This window comes from Micromonospora sp. NBRC 110009, assembly GCF_030518795.1.
Taxonomy (GTDB): domain Bacteria; phylum Actinomycetota; class Actinomycetes; order Mycobacteriales; family Micromonosporaceae; genus Micromonospora.
On record NZ_CP130427.1, the window covers coordinates 3,932,193 to 3,958,013 of the forward strand.

Annotated in this window: 26 protein-coding genes and 1 tRNA gene; 11 read left to right on the plus strand and 16 right to left on the minus strand. The window is 71.2% G+C overall.

Features of this window, described 5'->3' with window-relative positions:
- The first annotated feature begins 180 nt into the window (after nucleotides 1–180).
- Nucleotides 181–780, plus strand: coding sequence for a copper resistance CopC family protein (locus tag Q2K19_RS18880; protein WP_302762615.1), 600 nt, complete (start codon nucleotides 181–183; stop codon nucleotides 778–780).
- Between the two features lie 62 nt (nucleotides 781–842).
- Here Q2K19_RS18880 and gltX read toward each other — a convergent pair whose 3' ends face one another.
- From gltX to Q2K19_RS18895, 3 genes are all read right to left on the minus strand, one after another.
- A complete protein-coding gene (gltX, locus tag Q2K19_RS18885) occupies nucleotides 843–2,213 on the minus strand; it encodes a glutamate--tRNA ligase (RefSeq protein ID WP_302772622.1) in 1,371 nt (456 codons plus the stop codon).
- Nucleotides 2,214–2,342: 129 nt separating this feature from the next.
- A complete protein-coding gene (locus Q2K19_RS18890; RefSeq protein WP_302762616.1) occupies nucleotides 2,343–3,620 on the minus strand; it encodes an MFS transporter in 1,278 nt (425 codons plus the stop codon).
- Nucleotides 3,617–4,948 carry a GH1 family beta-glucosidase gene (locus Q2K19_RS18895; protein ID WP_302762617.1) on the minus strand — a complete coding sequence of 444 codons (1,332 nt, stop codon included), beginning with the start codon at nucleotides 4,946–4,948 and terminating at the stop codon, nucleotides 3,617–3,619. The genes Q2K19_RS18890 and Q2K19_RS18895 overlap by 4 nt, the downstream gene beginning before the upstream one ends.
- Nucleotides 4,949–5,133: 185 nt before the next feature.
- Between Q2K19_RS18895 and Q2K19_RS18900 the strand changes: the two genes are divergently transcribed.
- On the plus strand, nucleotides 5,134–5,580 hold the full coding sequence (locus Q2K19_RS18900) for an SRPBCC family protein (RefSeq protein ID WP_046570642.1): 447 nt from the start codon (nucleotides 5,134–5,136) through the stop codon (nucleotides 5,578–5,580).
- A gap of 85 nt (nucleotides 5,581–5,665) precedes the next feature.
- Here Q2K19_RS18900 and Q2K19_RS18905 read toward each other — a convergent pair whose 3' ends face one another.
- Nucleotides 5,666–6,193: a PadR family transcriptional regulator gene (locus Q2K19_RS18905; protein WP_302762620.1), complete on the minus strand. Its 528-nt coding sequence runs from the start codon at nucleotides 6,191–6,193 to the stop codon at nucleotides 5,666–5,668.
- A gap of 72 nt (nucleotides 6,194–6,265) precedes the next feature.
- Here Q2K19_RS18905 and Q2K19_RS18910 point away from each other — a divergent pair, with 72 nt between their 5' ends.
- Nucleotides 6,266–7,075, plus strand: coding sequence for an alpha/beta fold hydrolase (locus Q2K19_RS18910; protein WP_302762621.1), 810 nt, complete (start codon nucleotides 6,266–6,268; stop codon nucleotides 7,073–7,075).
- Between the two features lie 79 nt (nucleotides 7,076–7,154).
- Here the strand turns inward: Q2K19_RS18910 and aceE are convergent, their stop codons facing one another.
- Nucleotides 7,155–9,899: a pyruvate dehydrogenase (acetyl-transferring), homodimeric type gene (gene aceE, locus Q2K19_RS18915; RefSeq protein ID WP_302762622.1), complete on the minus strand. Its 2,745-nt coding sequence runs from the start codon at nucleotides 9,897–9,899 to the stop codon at nucleotides 7,155–7,157.
- Between the two features lie 246 nt (nucleotides 9,900–10,145).
- Here aceE and Q2K19_RS18920 point away from each other — a divergent pair, with 246 nt between their 5' ends.
- From Q2K19_RS18920 to Q2K19_RS18945, 6 genes are all read left to right on the plus strand, one after another.
- Nucleotides 10,146–10,550, plus strand: a complete 405-nt coding sequence (locus tag Q2K19_RS18920) for a YjbQ family protein (RefSeq protein ID WP_302762623.1) — start codon at nucleotides 10,146–10,148, stop codon at nucleotides 10,548–10,550.
- Nucleotides 10,551–10,659: 109 nt separating this feature from the next.
- Nucleotides 10,660–11,139: a MarR family winged helix-turn-helix transcriptional regulator gene (locus tag Q2K19_RS18925; protein WP_302762624.1), complete on the plus strand. Its 480-nt coding sequence runs from the start codon at nucleotides 10,660–10,662 to the stop codon at nucleotides 11,137–11,139.
- Between the two features lie 276 nt (nucleotides 11,140–11,415).
- The gene (locus tag Q2K19_RS18930; RefSeq protein WP_458329378.1) at nucleotides 11,416–13,905 is read left to right on the plus strand and encodes a thiamine pyrophosphate-dependent enzyme; all 2,490 of its coding nucleotides are present in this window, start codon (nucleotides 11,416–11,418) and stop codon (nucleotides 13,903–13,905) included.
- Between the two features lie 111 nt (nucleotides 13,906–14,016).
- Nucleotides 14,017–14,454, plus strand: a complete 438-nt coding sequence (locus tag Q2K19_RS18935; RefSeq protein ID WP_302762626.1) for a DUF3052 domain-containing protein — start codon at nucleotides 14,017–14,019, stop codon at nucleotides 14,452–14,454.
- Between the two features lie 79 nt (nucleotides 14,455–14,533).
- The gene (locus tag Q2K19_RS18940) at nucleotides 14,534–15,001 is read left to right on the plus strand and encodes a peroxiredoxin (RefSeq protein ID WP_302762627.1); all 468 of its coding nucleotides are present in this window, start codon (nucleotides 14,534–14,536) and stop codon (nucleotides 14,999–15,001) included.
- Between the two features lie 80 nt (nucleotides 15,002–15,081).
- A tRNA-Val gene (locus Q2K19_RS18945) sits at nucleotides 15,082–15,156 on the plus strand.
- 67 nt (nucleotides 15,157–15,223) lie between these two features.
- Here the strand turns inward: Q2K19_RS18945 and Q2K19_RS18950 are convergent.
- The 4 genes from Q2K19_RS18950 to Q2K19_RS18965 form a co-directional block, all read right to left on the minus strand.
- Nucleotides 15,224–15,526 carry a tyrosine-type recombinase/integrase gene (locus tag Q2K19_RS18950; protein ID WP_302762628.1) on the minus strand — a complete coding sequence of 101 codons (303 nt, stop codon included), beginning with the start codon at nucleotides 15,524–15,526 and terminating at the stop codon, nucleotides 15,224–15,226.
- Between the two features lie 92 nt (nucleotides 15,527–15,618).
- Nucleotides 15,619–16,854, minus strand: a complete 1,236-nt coding sequence (locus Q2K19_RS18955; RefSeq protein WP_302762629.1) for an RNA polymerase sigma factor — start codon at nucleotides 16,852–16,854, stop codon at nucleotides 15,619–15,621.
- Nucleotides 16,851–17,174 carry a YciI family protein gene (locus Q2K19_RS18960; RefSeq protein WP_302762630.1) on the minus strand — a complete coding sequence of 108 codons (324 nt, stop codon included), beginning with the start codon at nucleotides 17,172–17,174 and terminating at the stop codon, nucleotides 16,851–16,853. Before Q2K19_RS18960 ends, Q2K19_RS18955 begins: the two co-directional genes overlap by 4 nt.
- 53 nt (nucleotides 17,175–17,227) lie before the next feature.
- On the minus strand, nucleotides 17,228–17,836 hold the full coding sequence (locus tag Q2K19_RS18965; protein ID WP_302762631.1) for a dihydrofolate reductase family protein: 609 nt from the start codon (nucleotides 17,834–17,836) through the stop codon (nucleotides 17,228–17,230).
- Nucleotides 17,837–18,027: 191 nt separating this feature from the next.
- Between Q2K19_RS18965 and Q2K19_RS18970 the strand changes: the two genes are divergently transcribed.
- Together Q2K19_RS18970 and Q2K19_RS18975 are read left to right on the plus strand one after the other, a co-directional pair.
- On the plus strand, nucleotides 18,028–18,522 hold the full coding sequence (locus Q2K19_RS18970) for a GNAT family N-acetyltransferase (protein WP_302762632.1): 495 nt from the start codon (nucleotides 18,028–18,030) through the stop codon (nucleotides 18,520–18,522).
- A gap of 383 nt (nucleotides 18,523–18,905) precedes the next feature.
- A complete protein-coding gene (locus Q2K19_RS18975; protein WP_302762633.1) occupies nucleotides 18,906–19,919 on the plus strand; it encodes an IS110 family RNA-guided transposase in 1,014 nt (337 codons plus the stop codon).
- Between the two features lie 217 nt (nucleotides 19,920–20,136).
- Here Q2K19_RS18975 and Q2K19_RS18980 read toward each other — a convergent pair whose 3' ends face one another.
- The 7 genes from Q2K19_RS18980 to Q2K19_RS19010 form a co-directional block, all read right to left on the minus strand.
- Complete coding sequence (locus Q2K19_RS18980; RefSeq protein ID WP_302762634.1) at nucleotides 20,137–20,883, minus strand: phosphotransferase family protein; 747 nt, start codon at nucleotides 20,881–20,883, stop codon at nucleotides 20,137–20,139.
- A 157-nt stretch (nucleotides 20,884–21,040) separates the two neighbouring features.
- Entirely contained in the window at nucleotides 21,041–21,778 is a 738-nt protein-coding gene (locus Q2K19_RS18985) for a maleylpyruvate isomerase family mycothiol-dependent enzyme (RefSeq protein ID WP_302762635.1), read from the minus strand.
- Between the two features lie 239 nt (nucleotides 21,779–22,017).
- Nucleotides 22,018–22,545: a hypothetical protein gene (locus tag Q2K19_RS18990; protein ID WP_302762636.1), complete on the minus strand. Its 528-nt coding sequence runs from the start codon at nucleotides 22,543–22,545 to the stop codon at nucleotides 22,018–22,020.
- A gap of 188 nt (nucleotides 22,546–22,733) precedes the next feature.
- Nucleotides 22,734–23,237, minus strand: coding sequence for a hypothetical protein (locus tag Q2K19_RS18995; protein WP_302762637.1), 504 nt, complete (start codon nucleotides 23,235–23,237; stop codon nucleotides 22,734–22,736).
- Between the two features lie 201 nt (nucleotides 23,238–23,438).
- Nucleotides 23,439–23,639 (minus strand): hypothetical protein, encoded by a 201-nt coding sequence (locus Q2K19_RS19000; protein WP_302762638.1) that lies wholly within the window; start codon nucleotides 23,637–23,639, stop codon nucleotides 23,439–23,441.
- A 145-nt stretch (nucleotides 23,640–23,784) separates the two neighbouring features.
- Nucleotides 23,785–24,558 carry a hypothetical protein gene (locus tag Q2K19_RS19005; protein WP_302762639.1) on the minus strand — a complete coding sequence of 258 codons (774 nt, stop codon included), beginning with the start codon at nucleotides 24,556–24,558 and terminating at the stop codon, nucleotides 23,785–23,787.
- A gap of 380 nt (nucleotides 24,559–24,938) precedes the next feature.
- The gene (locus Q2K19_RS19010; RefSeq protein ID WP_302762641.1) at nucleotides 24,939–25,760 is read right to left on the minus strand and encodes an SCO6745 family protein; all 822 of its coding nucleotides are present in this window, start codon (nucleotides 25,758–25,760) and stop codon (nucleotides 24,939–24,941) included.
- Between the last annotated feature and the right edge of the window lie 61 nt (nucleotides 25,761–25,821).

A 25,821-nucleotide genomic window follows, 5' to 3' on the forward strand; every position in this document is an offset into this window, starting at 1 on the left:
CACGCTTGATCGGCCGACGCCGGTGGGCCCGCCCGCGCTTCGGGTGCCCACCTCAAAGACTCCGCAGAACGTCGCTTGGTTGCAGCTGGTGGAAGAGTAATTGGAACTATTTGCGATCTGCGGCCGACTAACCGACCGGTCGTTGATCAGCGGCCGGATCGTAACCGGATGGAGGGGCTCATGGGGGGCAGAGTAACCCGCGTGGCGCGGACCTGGTTGGTGGTTCTCGGGGTGGCCTTCGGCGTGTCGGTGCTGCCGGCCGCTCCGGCCGCCGCGCACAACTCGCTGACCGGCAGCGATCCGAAGGACGGCGCCCGGGTGGCGACCGCGCCGAAGCGGATCGAGCTGCGCTTCCTGGCCACGCCCGCCCCGGCCACGACGAAGATCACAGTCACCGGGCCGGGTGCCGCGTCCGCCTCGGGCGGCGCGCCGAGCTTCGCCGGCAACCGGGTGAGCGTGCCGTTCAGCCCGGGCCCGGCCGGCGTCTACACGGTCGCCTACCAGGTCGGCTCGACCGACGGCCATCCGGTCAAGGGGACGATCCGGTTCACCCTGACCACCGGCGCGCCCGCCGCCTCCCCGTCGCCCAGCGCGGCGCCGAGCACCGCCGCGCCCACCACCCCGGTGGCCGCGCCCAGCACCCCGGGGAGCCAGGTGCCCGCGGCGTCCCGCGCGGACGACGACGGGGGTACCGGCTGGCGCTGGGCGCTCGGTGCGGTCGTGGTGCTCGTCGCGCTGGCCGGCGGGCTGCTGCTGCGCCGGCGAGCCGCCCGGCGCTGAGCCACCCGGCCGGACGACGAAGGGGCCCGCCGGACGACCGGCGGGCCCCTTCGCGTGCGACGTCAGACCAGGCGTACCCGGGCGGCGCGTAGCCGGGTCAGGGTGCGCTCGCGGCCGAGCACCTCGAGGGACTCGAAGAGCGGCAGCCCGACCGTGCGCCCGGTGACCGCGACCCGGACCGGCGCCTGGGCCTTGCCCAGCTTCAGCCCGCGCTCGGCGCCCACCGCCTCCAGGGTGGACTTCAGCGACTCGGCGTCCCAGGACTCCAGCGCCTCGAAGGCGGCGATCGCCGCGTCCAGCAGTTCGGCCGCGCCCTCCTTCATCGCCTTCGCCCAGGCCGCCTCGTCGATCAGCGGGTCGGCCAGGAAGAGGAAGTCGACGTTCGGCACGATCTCGCTGAGCACCGCGATCCGGGTCTGCGCCAGCGGGGCCACCGCGGCGAACGCGTCGGCGTCGAACTCCTCCGGCTGCCACGGCGGCGGCGCGATGGTCTCGGTGCCGGTCAGCCACGGCTGGCACTCCGTGACGAAGTCCTCGATCGGCAGCGCCCGGATGTACTCGCCGTTGAACGCGCGCAGCTTCTTCTCGTCGAAGAACGCGGGGGAGGGGTTCACCTCCTCCAGCCGGAACTCCTCCTCGATCACCGACCAGGGCACGATCTCCCGGTCGTTGGCGGGGGCCCAGCCGAGCAGCATCAGGTAGTTGCGCATCGCGGCGGCGAGATAGCCCTCGTCCCGGTACGCCTCCAGGGCGACCTTGTCCCGCCGCTTGGACAGCTTCTGCCGCTTCTCGTTCACCACCACGGGCACGTGTGCCCAGACCGGCGGCTTGACCCCGAGGGCGTCCCAGAGCAGCTGCTGCTTCGGGGTGTTGGGCAGATGCTCCTCGGCCCGGATGACGTGGGTGATCCCCATGGTCATGTCGTCGACCACGTTGGCGAGAAGGAAGACCGGGGAGCCGTCGCCGCGGGCGATGACGAAGTCCTCGATCAGCTTGTTCTCGAAGGTCGGCTCGCCACGGATCAGGTCGACCACCACGGTCTCGCCCTCGTCCGGCGTGCGGAAGCGCAGCGCCCGCCCCTCGCCGGGGCCGAGGCCCCGGTCCCGGCAGAAGCCGTCGTAGCCCTGGTACTGCGAGCCGGTCCGCGCCTGCACGTCCTCCCGGGTGCAGTCGCAGTAGTAGGCCCGGCCGCCCTCGTAGAGCCGCTGCGCGGCGGCCCGGTGCTCACCGGCGTACGACGACTGGAAGTACGGGCCCTCGTAGCTGCCCCGGGCGATGCCGATCCAGTCGAGCGCGGACAGGATGCCCTCGGTCCACTCGGGCTTGTTGCGGGCCGCGTCGGTGTCCTCGATGCGGAGCACGAACACCCCGCCCTGCTGCTTGGCGTAGATCCAGTTCTGCAGGGCCGAGCGGGCGCCGCCGACGTGGAACATACCGGTCGGGGAAGGGGCGAAGCGTACACGTACCGTCACCTCCCCAGCCTACGGCGGGCCGCGACCCGATAAGGAAGGGCCCCTTCTTAACGCCTCGTGGGGGTAAAGGGTCCCTTCCTAACACCGCGGTCAGGGGACCGAACGGATCTTGAGGACCAGGGCGCTGCCGAGCAGGGTGACCGCCGCGGTGACCGCGTACAGGGTGGGGTAGCCGCCCAGGTGGACCACGATCGGGGCGGAGAGCGCCGGGCCGAGCACCTGCGGGGCGGAGTTGGCGATGTTGATCACGCCGAGGTCCTTGGCGCGGTCGGTGGCGGCCGGCAGCACCTGGGTGATCAGCGCCGCGTCCACCGCCAGGTAGACCCCGTAGCCGGCGCCGAGCAGCAGCGCGGCGGCCACCGCCATCGGCCAGGTCGGCGCCACGGCGAGCAGCAGCGCCGCCACCGCCATGATCAGCCCGGAGGCGATCACGAAGACCTTGCGCCGCCCGGACCGGTCGGAGAGCCGCCCGGCCACCACGGCGGTCAGCATCATGCCGACCGTGTAGAGCAGGATCAGCACCAGCAGCGCGCCCTCCGGGTCGGCCACGCGCACCCCGTCGGTGAGGAAGTAGAGCAGGTAGAGCGTGCCCAGGGCGTTGCCGGTCTGCACCAGGAACCGGGTGAACCAGGCCCAGGCGAAGTCGGGGTGCCGGCGCGGGCTGATCCACATCGACGCCAGCAGCCCGCGCAGCCGCAGCGCCGACCGGTGCTCCCGGGGCAGCGGGTCGTCCTCGGTGAGCAGCGCGAACGGCAGCGACAGCAGCAGCACCGCGAGCGCGATGGCCGCGTACCCGGCGGCGTTGCCGCTGACCACCGCGGTGACCAGCACCGCCCCGACCACCAGGCCGAGCGCCTGTGGGATGCCCACCCAGCCGGAGACGCCGCCGCGCTGGGCCACCGGCACCCGGTCCGGGATGGCGGCGGTGAGGCTGGCCAGCATCGCGTTGAAGCAGACCTGGGCGGCGACCCAGCCGACCGCCACCCCGGCGATGGTGTCCTGCCGGGCCAGCAGCACCAGGGCGAGGGCGCCGAGCACCGCGCCGGAGGCGGTCCAGACGTGCCGCCGGCCGAAGTGCCGGTTGGCCAGCCGCAGCACGGTCCGGTCGGAGAGCGCGCCGGCGAGCGGGTTGGCGAGGACCGCGGCGAGCGCGCCGAGGCCGGTGACGACCGCGAGCATGGCCTCCTTGTCGCCCGGTGCGATCCGTTCGACCTGCTGCGGTAGCAGCACCTGGATGGGGGTGAAGAAGGCCATCCAGACGCCCAGGTTGGCCGCGAAGATCAGCGCGATCCAGCTCCGCCGGACCGGCACGGTCGGTTCGGCGAGCGCCGCCGGCAGCGAGGCCGGCGTCGGGTTCACCGTGGTCATCGCCGGATCACCTGGTCGCGGAACCAGGCGTACGACGACTTGGGGGTACGCCGCTGGGTGGCGTAGTCGACGTGCACCAGGCCGAACCGCTTGGTGAAGCCCTCGGCCCACTCCCAGTTGTCCAGCAGCGACCAGACGAAGTACCCGGTCACCGGCACCCCGGCGGCCATCGCCTCGCGCACCGCCCGCAGGTGCCCGTCCAGGTACGCGATCCGGTCCGGGTCGGGCACCCGGCCCTCGGCGTCCGGCACGTCGTCGTACGCGCAGCCGCTCTCGGTGATCTGGATCGGCGGCAGCGCGTCGCCGTACCGGTCGCGCAGTTGGAGGAGCAGCTCGCGCAGCCCGTCCGGGGCCACCGGCCAGTCGAAGGCGGTGCGGGGGTAGCCGGCCAGCGGCACGATCTCGAACGGCAGCGGCGAGTCCGCCTCGGCGGCCCGGATGCCGGTCGGGTTGTAGTAGTTCACCCCGAGCACGTCGATCGGGGCGGCGATCATGTCGAGGTCGCCGTCCCGGACCACGGCCGGGTCGAAGCCCGGCTCCGCCGGGTACCCGCGCCCGAGCAGCGGGTCGGTGAAGAGCCGGTTGTGCAGCGCGTCGTACGCCGCCCCGGCGGACCGGTCGGCGTCCGTGTCTCCGGCCAGCCGCACCGGGGAGTAGTTGTTCGCGATGGCGACCGGGCTGGTGCTCCGGGCGCGCAGCGCGGAGACCGCGAGACCGTGCCCGAGGAGCTGGTGGTGGGCCACCGGGAAGGCGTCGAAGAGCAGCATCCGGCCGGGGGCGTGCACGCCCATGCCGTGGCCGAGGCTCATGTGGATGAACGGCTCGTTGAGGGTGATCCAGAGCTTCACCCGGTCGCCGAGGCGGGCGGCGACCAGGTCGGCGTACTCGGCGAAGCGGCCGGCGGTGTCCCGGTTGAGCCAGCCGCCGGCGTCCTCCAGCGCCTGCGGCAGGTCCCAGTGGAAGAGCGTGGCGACCGGGTCGACCCCGTGCCCGAGCAGGCTGTCCACGAGCCGGTCGTAGAAGTCCAGCCCGGCCGCGTTCGCCGCCCCGGTGCCGGTGGGCTGCACCCGGGGCCAGGCGATCGAGAACCGGTAGGCGGACACCCCGAGCCCGGCCAGCAGCGCGACGTCCTCGGCGTACCGGTGGTAGTGGTCGCACGCCTCGTCGCCGGTGCTGCCGTCGACGACGCGGCCGGGGGAGTGGGCGAAGGTGTCCCAGATGGACGGCCCCCGGCCGTCGGCGGTGGCCGCCCCCTCGATCTGGTACGCGGACGTGGACACCCCCCACCGGAAGCCGGCCGGGAAGCCGGGCATTGGCGCGGTCGTCATTCGCCCTCCCAGAAACGCGAAGCGTGCTCGCGACTCTAGGGCGCGGGCCTGCGATGCGCCATAGGCCGGAAAGCGAGGCGGCGCAAGGGATTCCGGCGTGTCTTTTTCCAAACCCGTCCGGGTAAGTCCGATTTACACATAGAGTGCCGAATATCGCGGATGTGTTTTAAGTGGGGGAAAGACAGATGATCCTCGTGGAGCGCAGTGCGCACGTGATGGCGCCGGTGGAAGCGGTCTGGGACGTCGTCCAACGGGCCGAGCAGTTGCCGGCCTGGCTGGCGGGGGTCCGCGCGGCCGAGGTCCTCTCCGGGGAGGGGTTCGGCCGGCGACAACTGGTCCAGGCCGGGCGCGGTGCGGCGCACGAGGCCGAGGTGATCGCCTACCAGGAGCCGACCCTGATCGGGTGGCGCGAGCGGGCCAAGGGCGCCGGTGCCCGGGCCGAGGCGCGCACCGAGATCTACGTACAGCTGACCCCGGACGAGGAGGAGGGCGGGACGGTCGTGCGGCTCATCGTCGTACGGTGGCCCGCCGGGCCGGTCAAGGCCGCCCTGCTCCGGCTCGGCCTACGTCGGGTCGGCGCCGATCTGGAGGACTCGCTGGCCCGGCTGACCGACCTGGCCGCCGTCGGCTGACCGGAGCCGGTCCCGGCGCCGCCCGCGATGGAGATGGTCCGGCGTTCCCGCCAGGAACGCCGGACCATCGTCGACTCCGCCGCCCTCAGCCGGCTCCCAGTTCGGCGATCGCGGCCCGCAGCCAGGAGCGCTCGGCCCGGCTGATCTCGCGGGCCATCACCAACATTCCGCGCCGGAAGAGGTCCTCCTGCTCGGCGGCCCGCTGCGGCCGCTCCCCGGTGTGGAAGAAGCTGGCAGGCTGGTCGAGGAAGGCCAGCCGGCGGGCCAGCACCGCCGCCTGCGCCGCCGGGTCGGCGAGCTGACCCAGGAAGGCGAGCAGCGTGAAGAACCGGTTCTGGTCCGTGACGTCCAGCTCGGCCGGCTCGCGCAGTCGCCGTCGCAGCTCCGCCCGGCCGGTGTCGGTGAGCGAGAGGGTGTGCCGGGGCGCCGCGGCGGCGCCCGGCTCGCGTTGCCGGCTGACCAGGCCGGCCCGCTCCAGGCGATTGATGGCCGGATAGAGGCTGCCGTCGCTCACCGGCCGGGCGTAGCCGGCCAGGCGCGCGATGCGGGCCTTCAGCTCGTAGCCGTGCAGCGGGCCCTCGCCCAGGAAGCCCAGGATCGCCAACTCCAGCATCCCCGCATTCTGCCTTGCCCACCGCCGCCATGCCTCGATACGGTGTACCTCGATTCGATGTATGGAGGACGAATGCGGATCGAGGGACACGGCGGGACCGGGCTCAACGTGGTCGACTTCGGTGGCGACGGCCCCGGCATCCTGCTGCTGCACGGGCTCACCGGGCGGGCCGCGAACTGGACCGCCACCGCCCGCTGGCTCACCCGGTACGGCCGGGTCGTCGGCTACGACGCACGCGGGCACGGCCACAGCGACAGGCCGGACGGCCCTTACGACCGTCCGGCGTACGTCGCTGATGCAGTCGCCGTGATCGAGGCGCTGGACCTGGCCCCCGCGCTGGTGATCGGGCACTCGATGGGCGGGCTCACCGCCTGGCAGCTCGCCGGCGCCCGGCCCGACCTGGTCGGGGGCGTGGTGATCGCCGACATGAGCCCGGTGACCCCGCCCGACCTGGTCGACCGGTGGCGGCGCTGGCTGGCCGACTGGCCAGTACCGTTCCGGACGCTGGCCGACGTGCGCGACTACTTCGGGGCCGAGCGGCGCACCGAGGGGGAGTCCTTCGTGGAGGTGATGGCCGGCGGGCCGGACGGCTGGCGGCCGCTGACCCGGCCCGAGCACCTGCTGGCCTCCCTGCTGCACTGGGCGGACCGCGACCACCGGCCCGAACTCGCCGCGGTGGGCTGTCCCGCCCTCGTGGTCGCCGGGGCGGAGAGCGACCAGCCCGTCGCGCGGCAGCGGGAGATGGCCGAGCTGCTGCCCGACGGCCGGTTCGCGCTCGTCCCCGACGCCGGCCACGTCCTGCACTACGACAACCCGGCGGGCTGGCGGGCCGCCGTCGAGCCGTTCGTCGCCGAGCTGACCCCGGCCCCCGCGGCGGCCTAGGGGCGCCGCCGAGGAGAACGGCCCGGATGACGAAGGGGCCCGGCGCACAAAGCGCCGGGCCCCTGTCGTACCGGATGGGTCAGCTGTCGCCGCCGGTCTCGCCGACCGGGGCCGCGTTGACGTCGTCCAGCGCGTACTTCTTGGCGGCCTCGGCCGGCACGTGGGCCGGCACCGCGCCGCGCAGGGCGAGCTGACGCAGCGTCGCGACCGCCACCGACTCGGCGTCGACGTGGAAGTGCCGGCGCAGCGCGTGCCGGGTGTCCGACATGCCGAAGCCGTCGGTGCCGAGCGAGGTGTAGTCGCCGGGCACCCAGCGGGCGATCAGGTCCGGTACCGCGCGCATCCAGTCGCTGACCGCGACCTTCGGCCCGTCGGCGTCGGCCAGCTTCCGCTGGATGTACGGGACCCGCTGCTCGCCGCCCGGGTTGAGCAGATTGTGCTCCTCGCACTCCACCGCGTCCCGGCGCAGCTCGGTCCAGGAGGTCACCGACCAGACGTCGGCGGCCACCCCCCAGTCCTCGGCGAGCAGCTTCTGCGCCTTGAGCGCCCACTGCATGCCCGCGCCGGAGGCGAGGACGTTCGCCTTCGGCGCGTCGCCGTCCACCTTGGGCGCCGGCGAGTAGCGGTAGATGCCCTTGAGGATGCCCTCGACGTCCACGCCCTCCGGCTCGGCCGGCTGGAAGATCGGCTCGTTGTAGACGGTGAGGTAGTAGAAGATGTTCTCCTGCGCCTCGCCGTACATCCGGTGCAGGCCGTTCTCCACGATGTGCGAGATCTCGAACGCGAACGCCGGGTCGTAGGCGGCCACCGCCGGGTTGGTGGCGGCGAGCAGCAGCGAGTGGCCGTCCTCGTGCTGGAGGCCCTCACCGTTGAGCGTGGTCCGGCCGGCGGTCGCGCCGAGCAGGAAACCCCGCGCCATCTGGTCGGCCGCGGCCCAGAGCCCGTCGCCGGTGCGCTGGAACCCGAACATCGAGTAGAAGATGTAGAGCGGGATCATCGGCTCGTCGTGCGTGGCGTACGACGTGCCGGCCGCGGTGAACGAGGCGACCGAGCCGGCCTCGTTGATCCCCTCGTGCAGGATCTGGCCGGTGGTGGCCTCCTTGTAGGACAGGAACAGCTCCCGGTCCACCGAGGTGTACCGCTGGCCGTGCGGCGAGTAGATCTTCGCCGTCGGGAAGAGCGAGTCCATGCCGAAGGTGCGGGCCTCGTCCGGGATGATCGGCACCCAGCGCTTGCCGAACTCCTTGTCCTTCATCAGGTCCTTGAGCAGGCGGACGAAGGCCATGGTGGTGGCCACCTTCTGCTTGCCCGAGCCGCGCTTGACGTCGGAGAACCGCTCGGCGCCCGGGATCTGCAGCGTCTTACCGGTGGTCCGCCGGGTCGGCAGGTAGCCGCCGAGCTGCTTGCGCCGCTCGTGCAGATACTCGATCTCCTCGGACTTCTCGCCCGGGTGGAAGTACGGCGGGAGGTACGGGTTGTCCTCCAGCTGCTTGTCCGGGATGTCGAGGTAGAGCCGGTCGCGGAAGAGCTTGAGGTCCTCCAGCGTCAGCTTCTTCATCTGGTGGGTGGCGTTGCGGGCCTCGAAGTGCGAGCCCAGCGTCCAGCCCTTGATGGTCTTGGCCAGGATCACCGTCGGCTGGCCGGTGTGCTCCATCGCCGCCTTGTAGGCCGCGTAGAGCTTCCGGTAGTCGTGGCCACCCCGCTTGAGGTTCCAGATCTCGTCGTCGCTGAGGTGCTCGACCATCTTGCGGGTCCGCGGGTCGCGGCCGAAGAAGTGCTCCCGCACGTACGCCCCGGACTCCGCCTTGTAGGTCTGGTAGTCACCGTCGGGCGTGGTGTTCATCAGGTTGACCAGCGCGCCGTCGGTGTCCGCCGCGAGCAGCGGGTCCCACTCCCGGCCCCAGACCACCTTGATCACGTTCCAGCCGGCGCCCCGGAAGAAGGCCTCCAGCTCCTGCATGACCTTGCCGTTGCCGCGGACCGGGCCGTCCAGCCGCTGCAGGTTGCAGTTGATCACGAAGGTGAGGTTGTCCAGCTCCTCGCGGGCGGCCACGCCGATCGCGCCGAGCGACTCGACCTCGTCCATCTCGCCGTCGCCCAGGAAGGCCCAGACGTGCTGCTGGGAGGTGTCCTTGATGCCCCGGTGGTGCAGGTAGCGGTTGAACCGGGCCTGGTAGATCGCGTTCATCGGCCCGAGGCCCATCGAGACGGTGGGGAACTCCCAGAAGTCCGACATCAGCCGCGGGTGCGGGTATGACGGCAGCCCGCCGCGCGGGTGCGACAGCTCCTGCCGGAAGCCGTCGAGCTGGTCGGCGTTGAGCCGCCCCTCCAGGAAGGCCCGCGCGTACATGCCGGGGGAGGCGTGGCCCTGGTAGAAGATGTGGTCGCCGCCGCCCGGGTGGTCCTTGCCCCGGAAGAAGTGGTTGAAGCCCACCTCGTAGAGCGACGCGGAGCTGGCGAAGGTGGAGATGTGGCCGCCCACGCCGATCTCCGGGCGCTGCGCCCGGTGCACCAGCATGGCGGCGTTCCACCGGATGTACGCCCGGAGCCGCCGCTCGATGTGCTCGTCACCCGGGAACCACGGCTCGCGCTCCGGGGGGATGGAGTTGATGTAGTCGGTGGTGGTCAGGGACGGCACCCCGACCTGGCGCTCACGGGCCCGCTCCAGCAGGCGCAGCATGACGTACCGGGCGCGCTTGGTTCCGCGCTCGTCGATGACACCGTCAAGCGACTCGACCCATTCGCTGGTCTCTTCAGGGTCGATGTCCGGAAGCTGGCTCGGTAGACCAGCGGTGATCACCGGGCGCTTGCGTTCCGTAGCCACAGGCGTTCCCTCGGTTCTGTGTGGGATAGGTCTCTAGACGCCATCCTGCCCCCTGGTGGCGCTCGTCGTCACGTCTCCCTCCCCCAGACGCGACGCTGAACACAGGTACCCGTCAGTAACTTTGTGCGATCGCCGGGTGCGGTAGGCCGCCGGGGTACGACTGCGGGAGCGGTGCGACGCCGGGGGTGGCGGCGACTGTGGCGGTGGCGGGGGCGGTTCGTGTGCGGCTGCGGCAGAATGCGCCGTATGCGCAGCGAGGTGATCAGCGTCCAGACCGGGTCCCGGCCGACCGTCCGGGACATCACCAGCGAGGCCGAGCGGTTCGTCTCCGGCCAGGGCGACGGGCTGCTGCACGTCTTCGTGCCGCACGCCACCGCCGGGCTGGCGATCCTCGAGACCGGCTCCGGCTCGGACGACGACCTGCTGCGGGCGATCGACGACCTGCTGCCGGCCGACGACCGGTGGCGGCACCGGCATGGCTCGCCCGGCCACGGGCGGGACCACGTGCTACCCGCCTTCGTGCCGCCGTACGCGACCCTGCCGGTGCTCGGCGGCCGCCTCCAGCTCGGCACCTGGCAGTCGCTCTGCCTGGTCGACACCAACGGCGACAACCCCACCCGGAAGGTCCGCCTCTCCTTCCTCCCCGGCTGACCCAGGGCGGCTCAGGCGGTGGTGGGGGCTGGTGGCCACCCGTGAGGATTGGTCGGGCTGCCCGATAGTGGAGCTGCTCAACTATTGAGTGGCAAGTAGCATGTGAACCATGGCGCAACCCACCGTTCCCGCCGCCTTCGCCGCAGACGACCGTGCGGGCGTGGCCGGGGACACCGTGCGCCGGATCATGCACATCGCCGCCGCCCTGCGGCACCACCAGGACCAGGAGATCGCCGGCCTGGGGCTCACCCCGGCCGCCGCCCGCGCCCTGCACGAGCTCGACCCCGACCGCCCGCTGCCCGCCCGCGACCTGGCCGAGCAGCTGGGGTGCGACCGGTCGAACGTCACCGCCCTGGTCGACAAGCTGGAGCAGGCCGGGCTCGTGGAGCGGCGGGTCGACCCCGCCGACCGGCGGCAGAAGACGCTCGTGGTGACCGACGCCGGCCGGCAGGTACGCGACCGCGTGGGCCAGGTCATGTCGGACTCCCGACTCCTCGGCGGCCTCACCACCGGGGAGCTGGCCACCCTGCGTGAGCTGGTCTGGAAGGTCTCCGACGGCGGCTGCCCCGAGTCGTGCGGCGAGGAGTGAGCCCGGCCGGGCGGAACGTGTCCGGGTGGGCGACCCTGGCCTTCGTCGGTAATGCTGTCCGACGTGACCACCCCGCAAGATCTCGACGACCGGTTCCGGGCGGCCCTCGGCGAGCTGGGCGCCCCTGCCCAGCGGCATGACCTGGGCGAGCCGCTTCCCGACGGCGCGCCGCTGACCGGCGCGCAGGCGCTGGCGCTCTTCGACGCCCAGATCACCAGCCGGCTGCTGGACCTGGCCGGGAGATGGCTGCGCAGCTTCGGGGAGGGGTTCTACACGATCGGCTCGGCGGGCCACGAGGGCAACGCCGCGGTGGCCGCCGCCCTGCGGCCGACCGATCCCGCCCTGCTGCACTACCGCTCCGGCGCGTTCTACTGCCTGCGGGCCGCCCAGGCGGCCGGCGGTTTCCCGGCCGACCCCGGCCCGGACGCCGGCACCGAGGCGCCGGACGGGCCGGCCGGGGAGCGGGCCGACCACGGCGCGGACGGGGACGATGCCGGCCCGGTCGCCCGGATCCCCGAGCCGCGCGCCGCCGGGGACGACCCGGTGGACGACGCGCCCGGCCGGCCCGGCACCGAGGGCACGGAGCCGGGTGGCGGCGCCGTCCGTCCCGCGACCGAGGACGCCGGGCGCGAAGTGACGAGCCCGATCCGGTCCGGCGACGCGCCCGCCGACCCGGCCCGGCCGGCCCCGTCCGCGATGCCGCTCGAATCGGGCGGGGATGCGGTGCGCCTGCCGGCCGGCGCCGGCGTGGCGGTCGACACCGACGGGGAGGCGACCGCCGACGTGCCGCCCCTGCCCGCACCGGACCCCGACGACGCGTACGCGGAGGCGGCGCGGGACGTGCTGCGCGGCATGGTCGCCTCGGCGCGCGAGCCGATCGCCGGTGGCCGGCACAAGGTGTTCGGCCGGGCCGACCTGGCCGTCATCCCGACCACCTCCACCATCGCCTCGCACCTGCCCCGGGCGGTCGGCATGGGACTCGCCCTGGAGCGGCTGCGCCGGGTCGGCAACGGTCGGCGCGCCGAGGGCGAGAGCGCCCCCGCCGCACCCTGGCCGCCGGACGCCATCGTGGTCTGCTCGTTCGGCGACGCCTCGGTCAACCACGCCACCGCCACGGCCGCCTTCAACACCGCCGGCTGGTACGACCACACCGGCCTGCGGATCCCGGTCCTCTTCGTGTGCGAGGACAACGGCCTGGGGATCAGCGTCCGCTCGCCGCGGGGCTGGGTCGAGGCGACGCTGCGCGCCAAGCCGGGGATCCGCTACTTCGCCGCCGACGGGACCGACCCGGTGGAGGCGTACCGGGTGGCGGGGGAGGCGGCGGCCTGGGTGCGCCGGCACCGGCGCCCGGCCGTGCTGCACCTGACCACCGTGCGGCTGACGGGCCACGCCGGGGCGGACGCGGAGACCGCGTACCGGAGCCCGGCCGAGATCGCCGCGGACGCCGCGCGGGATCCGCTGCTGGCCACCGCGCGGCTGCTGGTGGCGGCGGGCTTCGCCAGCGGCGAGGAGCTGCTCGCCCGGTACGACGAGCGGGGCTGGCAGGTCCGCCGGATCGCCGAGGAGGTGCTCGACGAGCCGAAGCTCGCGTCCCCGGCCGAGGTGGTGGCCGAGCTGGCCCCGCGCCGGCCGGTGCGGATCTCCCGGGCGGTGGCCGACGCGGCGGCCCGGGCGGCCGGGCCCGGTACGGGCGCCCGGGCCGAGATGTTCGGGGGCAAGCTGCCCGAGCTGGCCGGGCCGCTCACCCTGGCGCAGAGCATCAACGCCGCGCTCGCCGACGGGATGCTTGACCACCCGGGGATGGCCGTCTTCGGCGAGGACGTCGCCGCCAAGGGCGGGGTGTACGGGGTGACGAAGGGGCTGCGGGACCGGTTCGGCGCGGCCCGGGTCTTCGACACGCTGCTCGACGAGACCTCGATCCTCGGGCTCGGCCTCGGGGCCGGGGTCGCCGGGATGCTGCCGGTGCCGGAGATCCAGTACCTGGCGTACCTGCACAACGCCGAGGACCAGCTGCGGGGCGAGGCCGCGACCATGCGGTTCTTCTCCCGGGGGGCGTTCCGCAACCCGATGGTGGTCCGGGTCGCCGGGCTGGCGTACCAGGAGGGGTTCGGGGGGCACTTCCACAACGACAACTCGGTGGCCGTGCTGCGGGACGTACCCGGGCTGGTGATCGCGGTGCCGGCGCGGCCGGACGACGCGGCGCCGATGCTTCGGACCTGCCTGGCCGCCGCGGCGGTGGACGGCGCCGTCAGCGTCTTCCTGGAGCCGATCGCGCTCTACCACACCCGCGACCTCTACGCCGAGGGCGACGGCGAGTGGCTGGCCGGGTACGCCGAGCCGGCGGCGTGGGCCGCCGGCCACGTCCCGGTCGGCCGGGCCCGGGTGTACGGGGTGGGCTCCGCCGAGGACGTCACGATCATCACCTTCGGCAACGGCGTCCGGATGTCGCTGCGCGCGGCGGCCACCCTGGCCGACGAGGGGATCGGCACCCGGGTGGTGGACCTGCGCTGGCTCGCCCCGCTCCCGGTGGCCGACATCATCCGGGAGGCCTCGGCCACCGGGCGGGTGCTGGTCGTCGACGAGACCCGCCGGTCGGGCGGGGTGGCCGAGGGGGTGATCGCCGCCCTGGTGGACGCCGGCTACGTCGGCGCGGCGCGACGGGTGGCCGGACTTGACTCGTTTGTACCATTAGGTCCGGCGGCGCGTCAGGTTCTGGTCTCCGAGGAAGCCATTACCGAGGGTGCCCGTACGCTGCTGGCACGGTAAATTCCGTTCCACCCGGTGCGCCACTTGCGCGGGAGGCCACAACTGTGTGGACTTGGCCGGACGGCGTCGGACGACGCCGCGAGCAGGGATGAGATGAGGAGGCACGCGACAGTGAGCGCGACCGCTGGTCAGGCCGCCGACGGGGTACGCAGCCTGGCGGACCGGTTCGGGATTGAGCCGGGGATGGTCGTCATGGAGATGGGGTACGACGAGGACGTCGACCAGGATCTCCGGGACGCCCTGACCGACCGCAGTGGAGATCTGGTCGACGAGGACACCGACGAGGTGGTCGACGCGGTTCTCGTCTGGTACCGCGACGGCGACGGCGACCTCTTCGAGCTCCTCGTCGACGCCCTCGGACCCCTGGCCGACGCCGGCGTGGTCTGGCTCCTGACGCCGAAGGCCGGCCGGGACGGTCACGTCGAGCCCAGCGAGGTCGCGGAGAGCGCGCAGACCGCCGGCCTCCAGCAGACCTCTACGATCAACGCGGGCCGCGACTGGAGCGGTGCCCGCCTCGTGCTCCGGCGCGGGTCGAAGAGCAAGAAGTAACCGGCCGGACCGCACCGGGCGGCCGCCGTCGCCGGGTGTGGCAGGCTGATCATCTCCAGACTCGACCCGAGGAGTACGCATGCCCATCGAGGTTGGCGCCGAGGCGCCGGACTTCGTGCTCAAGGACCAGAACAACCAGGAGGTCCGGCTCGCCGACTTCCGCGGCAAGCGCACCGTGCTGCTGGTGTTCTACCCGCTCGCCTTCACCGGCATCTGCCAGGGGGAGCTCTGCGAGGTGCGGGACAACCTCAACGAGTACGTCAACGACGACGTCCAGGTGCTGACCGTCAGCGTCGACTCGGTCTACGCCCACAAGATCTGGGCCGACCGGGAGGGCTACCAGTTCCCGCTGCTCGCCGACTTCTGGCCGCACGGCGCGGTGGCCCAGGCGTACGGGGTCTTCAACGACGTCGCGGGCATCGCCAACCGCGGCACGTTCGTCATCGACAAGGCCGGCGTGGTCCGGTTCGCCGAGATGAACATGCCCGGTGAGGCCCGGGACCAGCAGGGCTGGCGCAAGGCGCTGGCCGAGGCCGTCGCCGCCTGATCCACCCCAGGCACGCCGTTCGACCGGGTCGGAGGCCGGCAGGTAAGCTTGCCAACTCCGGCCCGCCGTACGGGCGTTCCGGGCGCGTAGCTCAGCGGGAGAGCACTCGCCTTACAAGCGAGGGGTCGCAGGTTCGAAACCTGCCGCGCCCACCACCAGCACAAGCGCTGGCCCGAAGACCGAATTCCTGGGCAATGACAGCAGCGGTGACAACAACCGGCCTCACGACAGCCGCCCGTCAAGCTTGCCGAGCGCCTGGCGCATGACGTCAAGGTTGGCATGCGAGTAGATCTTTAGAGTGATCTTCACGTCGGCGTGCCGCGCGACGGCCTGGACGACGTGCGGCGGGACGCCCAGCTCCATCAGCAACGACACGACGGTGTGCCGGCGGTCGTGCAGCCGTACATCGGAACAGCCGGCCGCCACCCGGAGAGCCGCGAAGTGACGATTCAGGTTGCGCGGCTCGATCGGGGTGCCGACCTCGGAGGGGAAGACCAGGCCGTGATCCTGCCAGGCCTCGGCCAACCGCTCGCGTTCCCGCCGCTGGCGCTCGGCCCGATCTGATTTTGTCGGGGCGGACGCCGCTGAGTGCGGGGTTTCGATCGGATTCGTGGGCGCTACCGCAGTTGGTCGCGGCGGCGGGTCAGGTTGGCGCTCTGGGCGGTGTTGCCGGCCAGCTCGATGGCTTTGTCGTAGGCCGCGCGCGACTGCTGACTGCGGCCCAGCCGGCGCAGCAGGTCGGCGCGGGTCGCGTGGTAGGCGTGATAGCCGGCCAGCTCGTCCTCAAGACGGTCGACGGCCGCCAGCGCCACCTCCGGTCCGTCGAGTTCGGCGACCGCGATGGCCCGGTTGAGGGCGACGATCGGCGAGGAGTCGAGGTGGACGAGTTGGTCGTAGAGGGCGACGACCTGCGACCAGTCGGTGTCGCGGATGTCGCGGGCGGAGGTGTGCACGGCGTTGATCGCGGCGAGGATCTGGTAGCGGCCCGGAGCCACCCCGGCGGCGGCAGCGGCGAGGCACTCGCGCACGAGCCGGTGACCCTCGGCGATCAGCGCCTTGTCCCAGGCCCCACGGGCCTGCTCGTCGAGGGTGACCAGCTCGCCGCTGGCCGAAACCCGAGCGGTGCGGCGGGCCTCGGTGAGCAGCATCAGCGCCAGCAGCCCGGCCACCTCGCCGTCCGCCGGCAGCAGAGCGCGGATCAGGCGGGTGAGCCGGATCGCCTCGGCGGTCAGGTCGTGACGTACGGGATCGGTGTCGGGGCCGGTCGCCAGGTAGCCCTCGTTGAAGACGAGGTACAGCACGGCGAGTACGCCGGAGACGCGTGCCGGGAGGTCCTCGGCGGCCGGCACGCGATAGGGGATCCCAGCCGCCTTGATCTTGGCCTTCGCGCGGGTGATCCGCTGCTCCAAGGTGGTCTCCCGCAGCAGGAAGGCGCGGGCGATCTCGGGCACGGTCAGCCCGCCGAGCATGCGCAGCGTCAGCGCCACGCGGGCTTCCGTCGCCAGCGCCGGGTGACAGCAGGTGAAGATCAGCCGCAGCCGGTCGTCGTCGATGGCGCCGAGAGGCTCGGGTGGGGTGTTGTCGTGCAGCATCTGAGCCTCCTTGTGCTTGTCGTCGCGCTTGTTCTCGCGCCGGATCCGGTCAATGGCCTTGCGGGTGGCGGTGGTGGTCAGCCACGCGCCGGGGTTGGGCGGCACGCCGTCGGCCGGCCACCGCTCCACGGCGGTCGCGAACGCCTCGGCCGCTGCCTCCTCGGCGATGTCGAGGTCACCGAAACGCCTGGTCAGCGAGGCGACCACCCGGGCCCACTCGTCGTGGTGGGCCCGGGTGACCGCCTCCTCGACGTCGCTCACTGGAACGGCCGCACCTCGATCTTCCGATCGCAGACCTTCGACGCCTCGGTGGCGAGCTTGAGCGCCACATCCAGATCGGGGACCTCCCACACCCAGACGCCGGCGAGGTACTCCTTCGACTCCACGAAAGGCCCGTCGCTGAACACCGCCTGCTCGCCCCGGTTGTCGATGACGGTGGCCGTGTCGGTGTCCGCGAGTCCGCCCGCGAAAACCCAGTAGCCCTCGGCGATCAGCCGTTCGTTGAACGCGCTGATGGCAGGCTGCCTGTCCGTGCTGCCGGGATTGCTCTTGTCATCGATCACGGAAACCAGGTACTGCATCTGAAGATCATCTCCTCTGGTGTCAAGACAGCATGGTTCGGCGGTCAGGGACTTCAGGCCGTTGCATACCGCGGGCGCCCGGCCGGCCGGTAGACCTGGATCGTCACGCCCTTCGAGTCGACCCGCGACTCGACCAGGTCGAGCGCAAGATCCGGACCGGTCTCCGGGAAAAGTCTCGCGCCCAGGCCGACGATCACCGGGATCACGATCAGAGTGATCTCGTCGACCAGATCGTTGGCCAGCAGCCACCGGGTCAGGGCGCCACTGCCGTGCACCTGCAGCTCACCCCCGGGCTTGGCCTTCAGCTCACTGATGGCCGCCGCGAGGTCACCGGGGAGAACGGTCGTGTCCTTCCAACGCGGCGCGGTGAGCGTGGTCGAGGCAACGTACTTGGGGGTCTCGTTCAAGGCCACGCCGATGGGATGTGCGCGCATCTGGTCGATCGATCCCCACGAGCCGGCGAACAACTCGTAGGTGCGCCGGCCGAACAGGAACGCCTCGGCCCGCTGGTAGGTCTGCGCGATGAACGCCCTGGTCCCGTCGTCGCCCTTCCCCAGGGCCCAGCCACCGCGCTCGAACCCATTCGGGTGCTCGTCGGTGGGGGCTCCGTTGTTCTGCATCACTCCATCAACGGAGATCTGGGTCATGGTCGTCAGCTTCATGATCGCGGTTCCTTGCCTTGGCGCCGCCCCTTGTGGGCGGCCTCACCCCTGCCACGAACACCACCGCCCCGATCCGACACCCCCTCCCGGACTTCTTGAAGAATTTTCCCCACGCCGGTCGGCCTGGTCGTCACTCTGCGTCACCGGATACCGGGTTGCCTGCTCGCGACACCTGCGGCACCCTTCCCCGCATGATTGAGACGCGTGTGCTCAGCGAGGGCGATTGGAAGATGTGGCGGGAGCTGCGGCTTGCTGCGCTGGCGGAGGCGGCGTACGCGTTCGGTTCTCAGCTGGCGGACTGGCAGGGCGAGGGCGACCGTGAGGAACGCTGGCGCGGTCGGCTGGCCATCCCCGGCTCGTACAACACCATGGCGATGCTCGACGGGCAGCCGGTCGGGATGGCCAGCGGGGTGCCGACCGATCAGGACGGCGTCGTCGAGCTGATCTCAATGTACGTGGCCCCGCTGGGACGTGGCCGGGGTGTGGGCGACCACCTCGTGCGTGCGGTCGAGCAGTGGGCTCGACTGGTGGGCGCGGAGACGCTGCGCCTGGCCGTGGTGGAGGGCAACCAGAACGCCTGGGCGCTCTACCAGCGGAACGGCTTTCGTGACACGGGTGAGCTCGGCGACCTCATGCCCGACGGCGTACGTCGGGAGCACATCCTGACCAAGAGTCTCGGGGCTTAGCGGTCGGCCGTCGATTGGGGGTCTTCGACCAGCTTCACAGTCGGTAGCCAGCGAGTCGGGGATCGTGTAACGCATCTGTGAGGCTCGCGGTGGTGGTCCTGGGTGGGCTGCTGCCAGGATCGGTGCCGGTGGTCGGGGCTGACTCCTAACGCATCTGGCCGTCTACGGACGTGCCCTGCGCTTGACCTGTCGTCTCTGACCGCCGGCACCGGCGTGGCTCACCGTCTGGCCTGATCAGAAGCTTGCCCGCCATGCGGCGTGGCTCATCACAGATGTGCCGTAGGTGTCTCCACCCAGGCCGGTGCCAACGTCAACCACCGCCCCTGGGAAGGAGCAACGGTGTAATGCCCATGCTTGCAGAATCGGTCGACGCCGTCATCGGCGTGGACACCCACACCGACACGCACACCGCATGCCTGCTCGACGGTGCTGGCCGGGAGATCGCGACCGTCACCGTCGAGGCGAGCCCGGACGGCTATAGCAAGGTGATCGCCTGGGCCGTCCAGCAGGCGCCTGGCCCCCGGTTGACCTGGGCGGTGGAAGGCTGCCGCTCGCACGGAGCCGGCCTGCTGCGGGCGCTGCTGGCCGCAGGACAGCAGGTCGTCGAAGCCGGTCGCCCGCAACGCGTGGGGCGTCGACCAGGTGGCAAGTCTGATCCGTCCGATGCCCGTCTGGCCGCCCGCACCGCCCTGGCCGCGGGACATCACGCTCAGCCGCGTAGCGACGGCGACCGGGAAGCGTTACGCATCCTGCTCGTGGCCCGCGAGCACGCCAACGCGACCCGCACCGCCGCGATCAACGTGTTCAAGGCACTGCTGTTGACCGCACCCGACCAGCTGCGCGAGCCGCTACGCCGACAGTCAACGCCGCGGCAGACAGCCGCCTGCGCCCTGCTGCGGGTCCACGCCCGCCACACCCCCGCCGAGCGGGTCCTGCGGCAGACCCTACGCAGCCTGGCCCAACGCATTCGTCAGCTGGACAAAGAGATCCGCGCCAACGAACGCCAACTCCACCACCTGGTCGACATCGTCATGCCCGCGTTGCTGGCCGAACCCGGCGTCGGCCCGGTCAGCGCCGCACACCTCATCACCGCCTGGTCCCACCCCGGCCGATGCCGCTCCGAGGCCGCCTTCGCCGCCCTCGCCGGCGTCAGCCCACTGCAGGCATCCTCCGGCCGCATCACCCGCCACCGGCTCAACCGCTTCGGCGACCGCCAGCTCAACCGAGCCCTACACACCATCGTCAACTGGCGCATGATCCACGGCCACGAACCCACCCAGCACTACCTCACCCGCCGACGCGCCCAACAGAAATCCGACGCCGAAATCCGCCGCTGCCTCAAGCGCTACACCGCCCGACACATGTTCCGCCTCATGGAAACCGCCAGGAGGACTTGACGAGCCATAGAAGCGTCAAGCGGAGTCAACCTGGGCGCGTTCAAGCGGTCAGCGCAAGGAGCTCGGCGAGTCGCTCTGATGGTTTCATGTCACCGACCGGCTGCCCCGGGGATCCCCGAGGAACCATGACCTCGTCGGTCCGGAAGGCGACGCGCTTCGGGAAATGGCCCGCTCGGTGCGGCAGAATGGCGCTCGTGGCCGTCGGGCTCGTGCAGCCTCACAGCCGGGATCTGAGCACGTCGACCTCGCAGCCTGGCGAGAACGGGTCGAAGCCGTGCTCGACCAGCCAGCGGATGACCACCAAGCTCCGCCAGGACCACCAGCCGCGGATCACGTCGAGGTCGACGTCGGTGCCGTAACCGGCGACGACGTCGCCGAGCTGCTCCCCGTGTCCCAGCGTCATGATGGCGAGATCGAACAGGGCGTCGCCCTGGGCCGCCTCGGACCAGTCGATCACGCCCGTGATCTGGTCACCGTCGACGAACACGTGGTCGACCTGCAGATCGCCGTGCGTGAACACCGGTGTCCACGGTCGGAGCGCGGCTTCGGCAACCCGGCGATTGCGCGTGACCAGGTCGGTGGGAAGGACGCCGTTCGTGACGAGCCACTCGCATTCGCCGTCGAGGCGCATTGCGATGTCGTCGAGGCTCTTACCGGGCCATGGCGGCAGCGGCGCGTCGTGCAGCATCCGTGCGGCGGCACCCGCCGCGGCCCACGCCGCCGACGACGCGGTCGACGGCTCGCCGAGGCGGCCGAGTGCCGTCCCTGGGAGGGCGGCGAGCGCGAGCACGGGCGGCTTCCGCCACAGGACCTCCGGAGTCGGGATCGGCGCCATGGCCATCGCCTCGACCTCGACGTCGGTGCGCGTCTGATCAGCGTCGATCTTCAGGAACACGTCGCCGACGCGCAGGGTCGCGCGCTCGTTATGAGCAACGACGACCTCGACCTCCTCCACGTCGGCCATTGTTGCGGGGATGACCACCGACGTCGCCGGGTTATTGCGGGCGACTGCGCGGTTGACCGCCGTCGGCCCGGGCGCAGCAGGTGGCGCATCGTTACGTCCTACTCATCCGGTTCCCAGGCTATGAGCAGGTCGAAGAGACGTCGGTCGCCGCCGAGCTTCAGGGAGTCCAGCGGAATACGGCCGTGAAAGGCCAGGACCAGCTCACTGGCCGCGCCTCGGGCGGCGGCGTCGGCCGCGTCCGGTCCACGCCGGCAGCGGTGGCGGGCATTGTGCCGGGGGTGGGCAGGCGGGCGGCCCGTGCGCCGGCGGCGGAGAGCCAGTTGCGCCAGGAGCGGCCCTCGGTGGCGTGGTAATCGACGGCAGCGGGCTCGTGCGGCCAGGCGGCCGTCGTTGTGCAGCAGGTGGACAGGAACTCCTCGACACCGTCGAGCGCCACCTCGTCCGGCAGCGGTTGCGGGGCGCCCAGGGTTACCTGAGCGTTGTAGGTGTGCACCGTGATCTCCTGGGGCTGGTGTCGGGCGACGGCACCGCAGGTCTGCGGCGACTGCGACGTGCCCCACCACGTCCAGCAACCGCGATCCGACCCGGCCTCCCGCAGTGCGTCCAGTAGCTGCCGCGTCGATGCGGCCAACCAGGCCAGCAGGGCCTTGCGCTCCCGAGGCGCAGCCGGGCCCTCCGATGCGGACTTGGCCGAGGCGGTGGGCCCTGCGGCGACGGTGGCGGCCCAGGAGCGGCGCCCCTCGCCCAGGTGCTGCACCAGATCGAACAGGGTCCACTCGGGGCAGGTCGGCACCTGTACGTCGAGGCTGGGCGCGGAGGCGACCGCGGCGCGGAAGGCGGTCGACCGTTCGTCGATCAGCCGCAGCAGATCGGGGAACTCCAGAGTCTTTTCCACTCCGGCGATCTATCACCGTGCTCCGGCAACCGGACAGCGAATTTCGCAGCTGACGCGGCGGGCGCACCGCCGGGCCGTCGGGCTTGGGGCGCACACGGGGCACAAGACAGTGTGAAACCTCGGCAACCAGCGACCAATGACGTGAGCTCAGGACGGGACGTGGCCAGGATGCCGGCCAGGCTGCCGCAGGTCACGGGAGGGCGGATCCAGGTTCCGCTTCAACCCCCGATTCCCGCAGCTCAATCAGAGCAGGGGGTGAACCGGCTCGACCATCCCTCGTCAGGCATCCCATCGAGGGCCAGCAGCTCGAACCCGTTGCTGTCGTGGCTGATGAGCAGCGCGTCGCTGAATCTGTAGCGCTGTGGGGATTCATGATCGCGAGCAGCTGTGGCCTTGCGTTCCCCGAAGTCAAGTCGCACCCATCGGTCGTCGTCGTCGTGGTCGTCGTCGTCCTCGTATTCACTGAGCAGCCACGTGCCCTGCGCGGAAGCGGGCCGGCGGCCGTCGAAGTAGGTGCGCCAGATGTACTGGTCGCTCCACGTGTCCCGTAGGTCCTGTAGGAGGTGCGAGAGGTAGGCGTCCGAGATCGGGTCCAGCCGTGACGACCCGTCCTGGCGCAGGTCGATCCGGTCGCCGGAGGATCCGCACCAGGTTCCCGTTAAGTCAGCGTTCGTGGGCAGTGGTGTCGGGGCCGAGGACGCACAGCCAACCGCAGGGGTCAGGAGGAACGCCAGCATGGCCGTCACAGCAACGGCTCTGATCCGCACGCCGGCCACTCTAGGACCTTCCACCACCGCGCGGCTTAGGCATGCCCGACGCGTGCCCGATGCAGCGGTCAACACCGGCCAACCGCGGCAAGCGGCGCAACCTCAACCTGACGGCTCCGCCGCTCGCGACTGCATCATCGCCGACGAGAGTGCGGTTGCGGCGCTGACCACGTGGTGAGCCCTTGTCGTCAACAACTGGCAGCCGCGTGCCGGCGGAATTCCTCCCGGGTCATGGCTTGGGGCTGCGCGAACGGCTTCGGCACCGCCCACACCTCGCCGTCGGAGAGCGAGCGCAGGTCGCCGAGTGTGAACTCGACGCTGGCATCGTTGGCGGCGGGCGGGCTCGTGGTGTCTGCCCGGGCGCGGTATGTGCGATCCACCGCGAAGGCCGTCAGCAGGCTGTCCGGGTTCGTCTGCAGTATCCAGCCCGGCGGGGTCTCCAGGAGCCGAACCTCGGTGATCGGGTGGTCGCCGCGAGTGTCAGTGTCAGCGACGTCCCACACGTTTCCGAACGAAGGGCTGGTGCCAGAGCCGGACGCGGTCATGCTCTCAACTACCGAAACCCCGTATACGCGGCTTCCATGGCACGGGTGGAAGACGGCCATTGGGTGGCCATCGCCAAGGAAGATGGCAGTGATCGAAATATGGCCGGGCGTGCATCCGGTGGCGACCAGGCAGAAGAGCAGGATCACCGCACAGGCCAATGCCTTGCCCGCGGGCACCGTTGCCCGCGAGCTACGTACCACTACCGAACATGCTGCCGACCTCATAACCCCATCGTGGCTGGCATAGATGGATCGGAGGCTCCGGTGGCATAACGATCCAAGGTCGAGACACGCCGCAGACGTCCTTTGAGGAGCCCGTCGCACGCGAGCCCCGGCGGCTCGGCAACGTCACTCCTGTCGCCAGCCGCGGCGCTCTTCGCGACCATGGGCGTTGACCATCGTGTGGGGCGCTGGCCAGACGTGCATGGAGACAGCCGCCTCGAAGCGGCGGCGGTCGAAGATGTCGGCGACCCGCTGCGGTAGTGGCAGAGACTGGCCTTCGACCGTGTAGCCGAAGCGCCATCCCTGGGACCTCACGAGGTCGATCACGCGCCACGACCCCACGACCCCACGACTGATTCCACCAGGCCCGCGCACCTCCACCGCCAGCACTCTGATCGAACGCACGTTCGGCCGGACGGCTGCCAGCCCCGCATGCTTAACGGAGCCGCCCGTCACATTTACGACAATGCATCTAGGGATTGCTTCCGGTTCCGGGCCTAGCGGGCGGGTCAGTCAGTTCGTTGCGGATCGCATAGAGGAGGCGGCCATATTCGGCCTCCGTGCCGATCGCTGCCCGACGTTCGGGGTGCGTCACGTAGTGCCGGATGGCATCCGCGATGAACCAGGCGGCGACATTGTCGATGCTCAGCAGTTGGTGGCCCAGCACGAGGCCGCGACGCCGCACCAGCTCGGGCCGTGCGTACGTCAGAGCAATGGTGTTGGCACGGGCTGCAGACCGAAGCGGATGATCAGGTGCCAATGCGTCCCAGGGCACGCTTACCGATCCGGTCAGCTCCCGCCACCGCAGTCCCTCAGGGCGGAGGTGGACACCCAGACCACGCCAGGCTCGAGCCAGGAGCACGCCAGCCCCAACTATCCAGACCACCACAACGGCGTCCCAAAGCGGTATGTCGTGCGACTTGACCGAGCCGACCAGCGAGCCAGCCTCCCCCGAAGCCCCAACGGTCAACGCGAGGGGGATGAGAAGTGCATGGGAGCTAGGCGGCGCGCTAAAGGACGGCTCTGTCGGCCGCACGATGAAGACCGCCGGTCGCTCCGCCAGGATAGCGACAGCCAGCAGCACCAGCGACATTACGACGGCAGCCAGGAACCCAAAGGACGACAAGTCATCGAGGGCTCCATCGCCCGGGGACACAAACCATTGCCCTATCGGATAGCCAGCAGACGCGGCCAGGGCAACCGCGAGGGCGAGCCGACGGCACAGGGTCATGGCGGCGAGGGGCACATACCGGCCAGAGTACGGGTGCTTGACTACAAGGTCGCCAGTCCCAGTCGGCCGATCACGTCAAGCGTTTGGTGGGACGCGAGTGTCAAGCATGTCCCGTGACGCTTGATGGTTGAGCCGCCGTGTCAACCCTCGTGCCCGCAACGTGGCATCGAGCTTGGAGTTGCCCCGTTCGATAAGCCACCACGGGCCCGTACTCAAGACCAGGCAACACAGCGTAATCAGGCGCCACGCCGCCGCACGCCGCGTCCATCGACCTTGCCTCGGCACCCCCGCGGAAGCCCATCAGTCAAGGTTTCGCCCCGCAAGGCCGTCACACGATCGGTCATCAGGGGGGACGGTGCACCGATCGCTCGCCGTTCGCTCGTACGTGTCTCGAGCTACCGGGAGCCGGCAGCGTCGAGCGCTGCGGAGATGGGCTCGAGGTCCCCGATGAGCTGGTCGAGCTCGCTCGGCTCCAGGTTGTCGTACGCGGATGCGGCGAGGTCGTCGGTGAGCGACTCGATCCGCTCCTTGGTCTCCCGACCGTCGTCACTGAGCCAGCCCGAGGCGTCGATGAGGCCGCGGGCACGCATCCCGTCCACCACCGCCGCCAGCCGGGCCGCGGGGAGGTGGTGGACCCTGCCGAACTTCTCCGCGGGGATCCCCTGAGAGAGCGCATGAAGCACATGGGCCTCCGTCCCGCCGATGCCCGCGGCGACCAGGGCGGCGATGTGACCGTCCCCGCGGTGCTCACGGAGCAGGGTGGCCGCGTGCCAGAGCCGGGCCACGGGCTCCTCGGGTACGGGGAGCGCTCGGAGTCCGGCGTACATGATCCGTCCCTCCGTCGGGGCGCTGGTCGCCGCACTGGTGGCGAGGTCGGCGGCACGCGCGAGAGCGGGGGCATCGGCGAGATCGCCGAGGATCCGCCTCAGCGCCGCGACGCTGCCCTGCTCGCGAGCGGCGAGCGCCGTCTCGGGAGTGGCCGTGTCCCAGACGCGGGGGATGTGGCGGGCGACCTCGCGGTCGGCGAAGTTGTAGAAGATCGCATGGACCACCTCGGCCGGGACCCGGCCCAGCGGTGCGGCTCGTCCGGCGAAGTAGCCGTCCCAATAGTTCCGGTGGCCGAGCGCCATGAGCGCATCGGTCGGCTCGTCGGCGAAGTAGGTGACCAGGTGGATCGGCTCCACGAGCCGGTACAGGCGGCGGGCGGTGGGCTCCATGGCCGCGACGATAGCGGCCCAGGATGGCGAGGCGGGACGCTCACCGACCGGGACTCGGAAG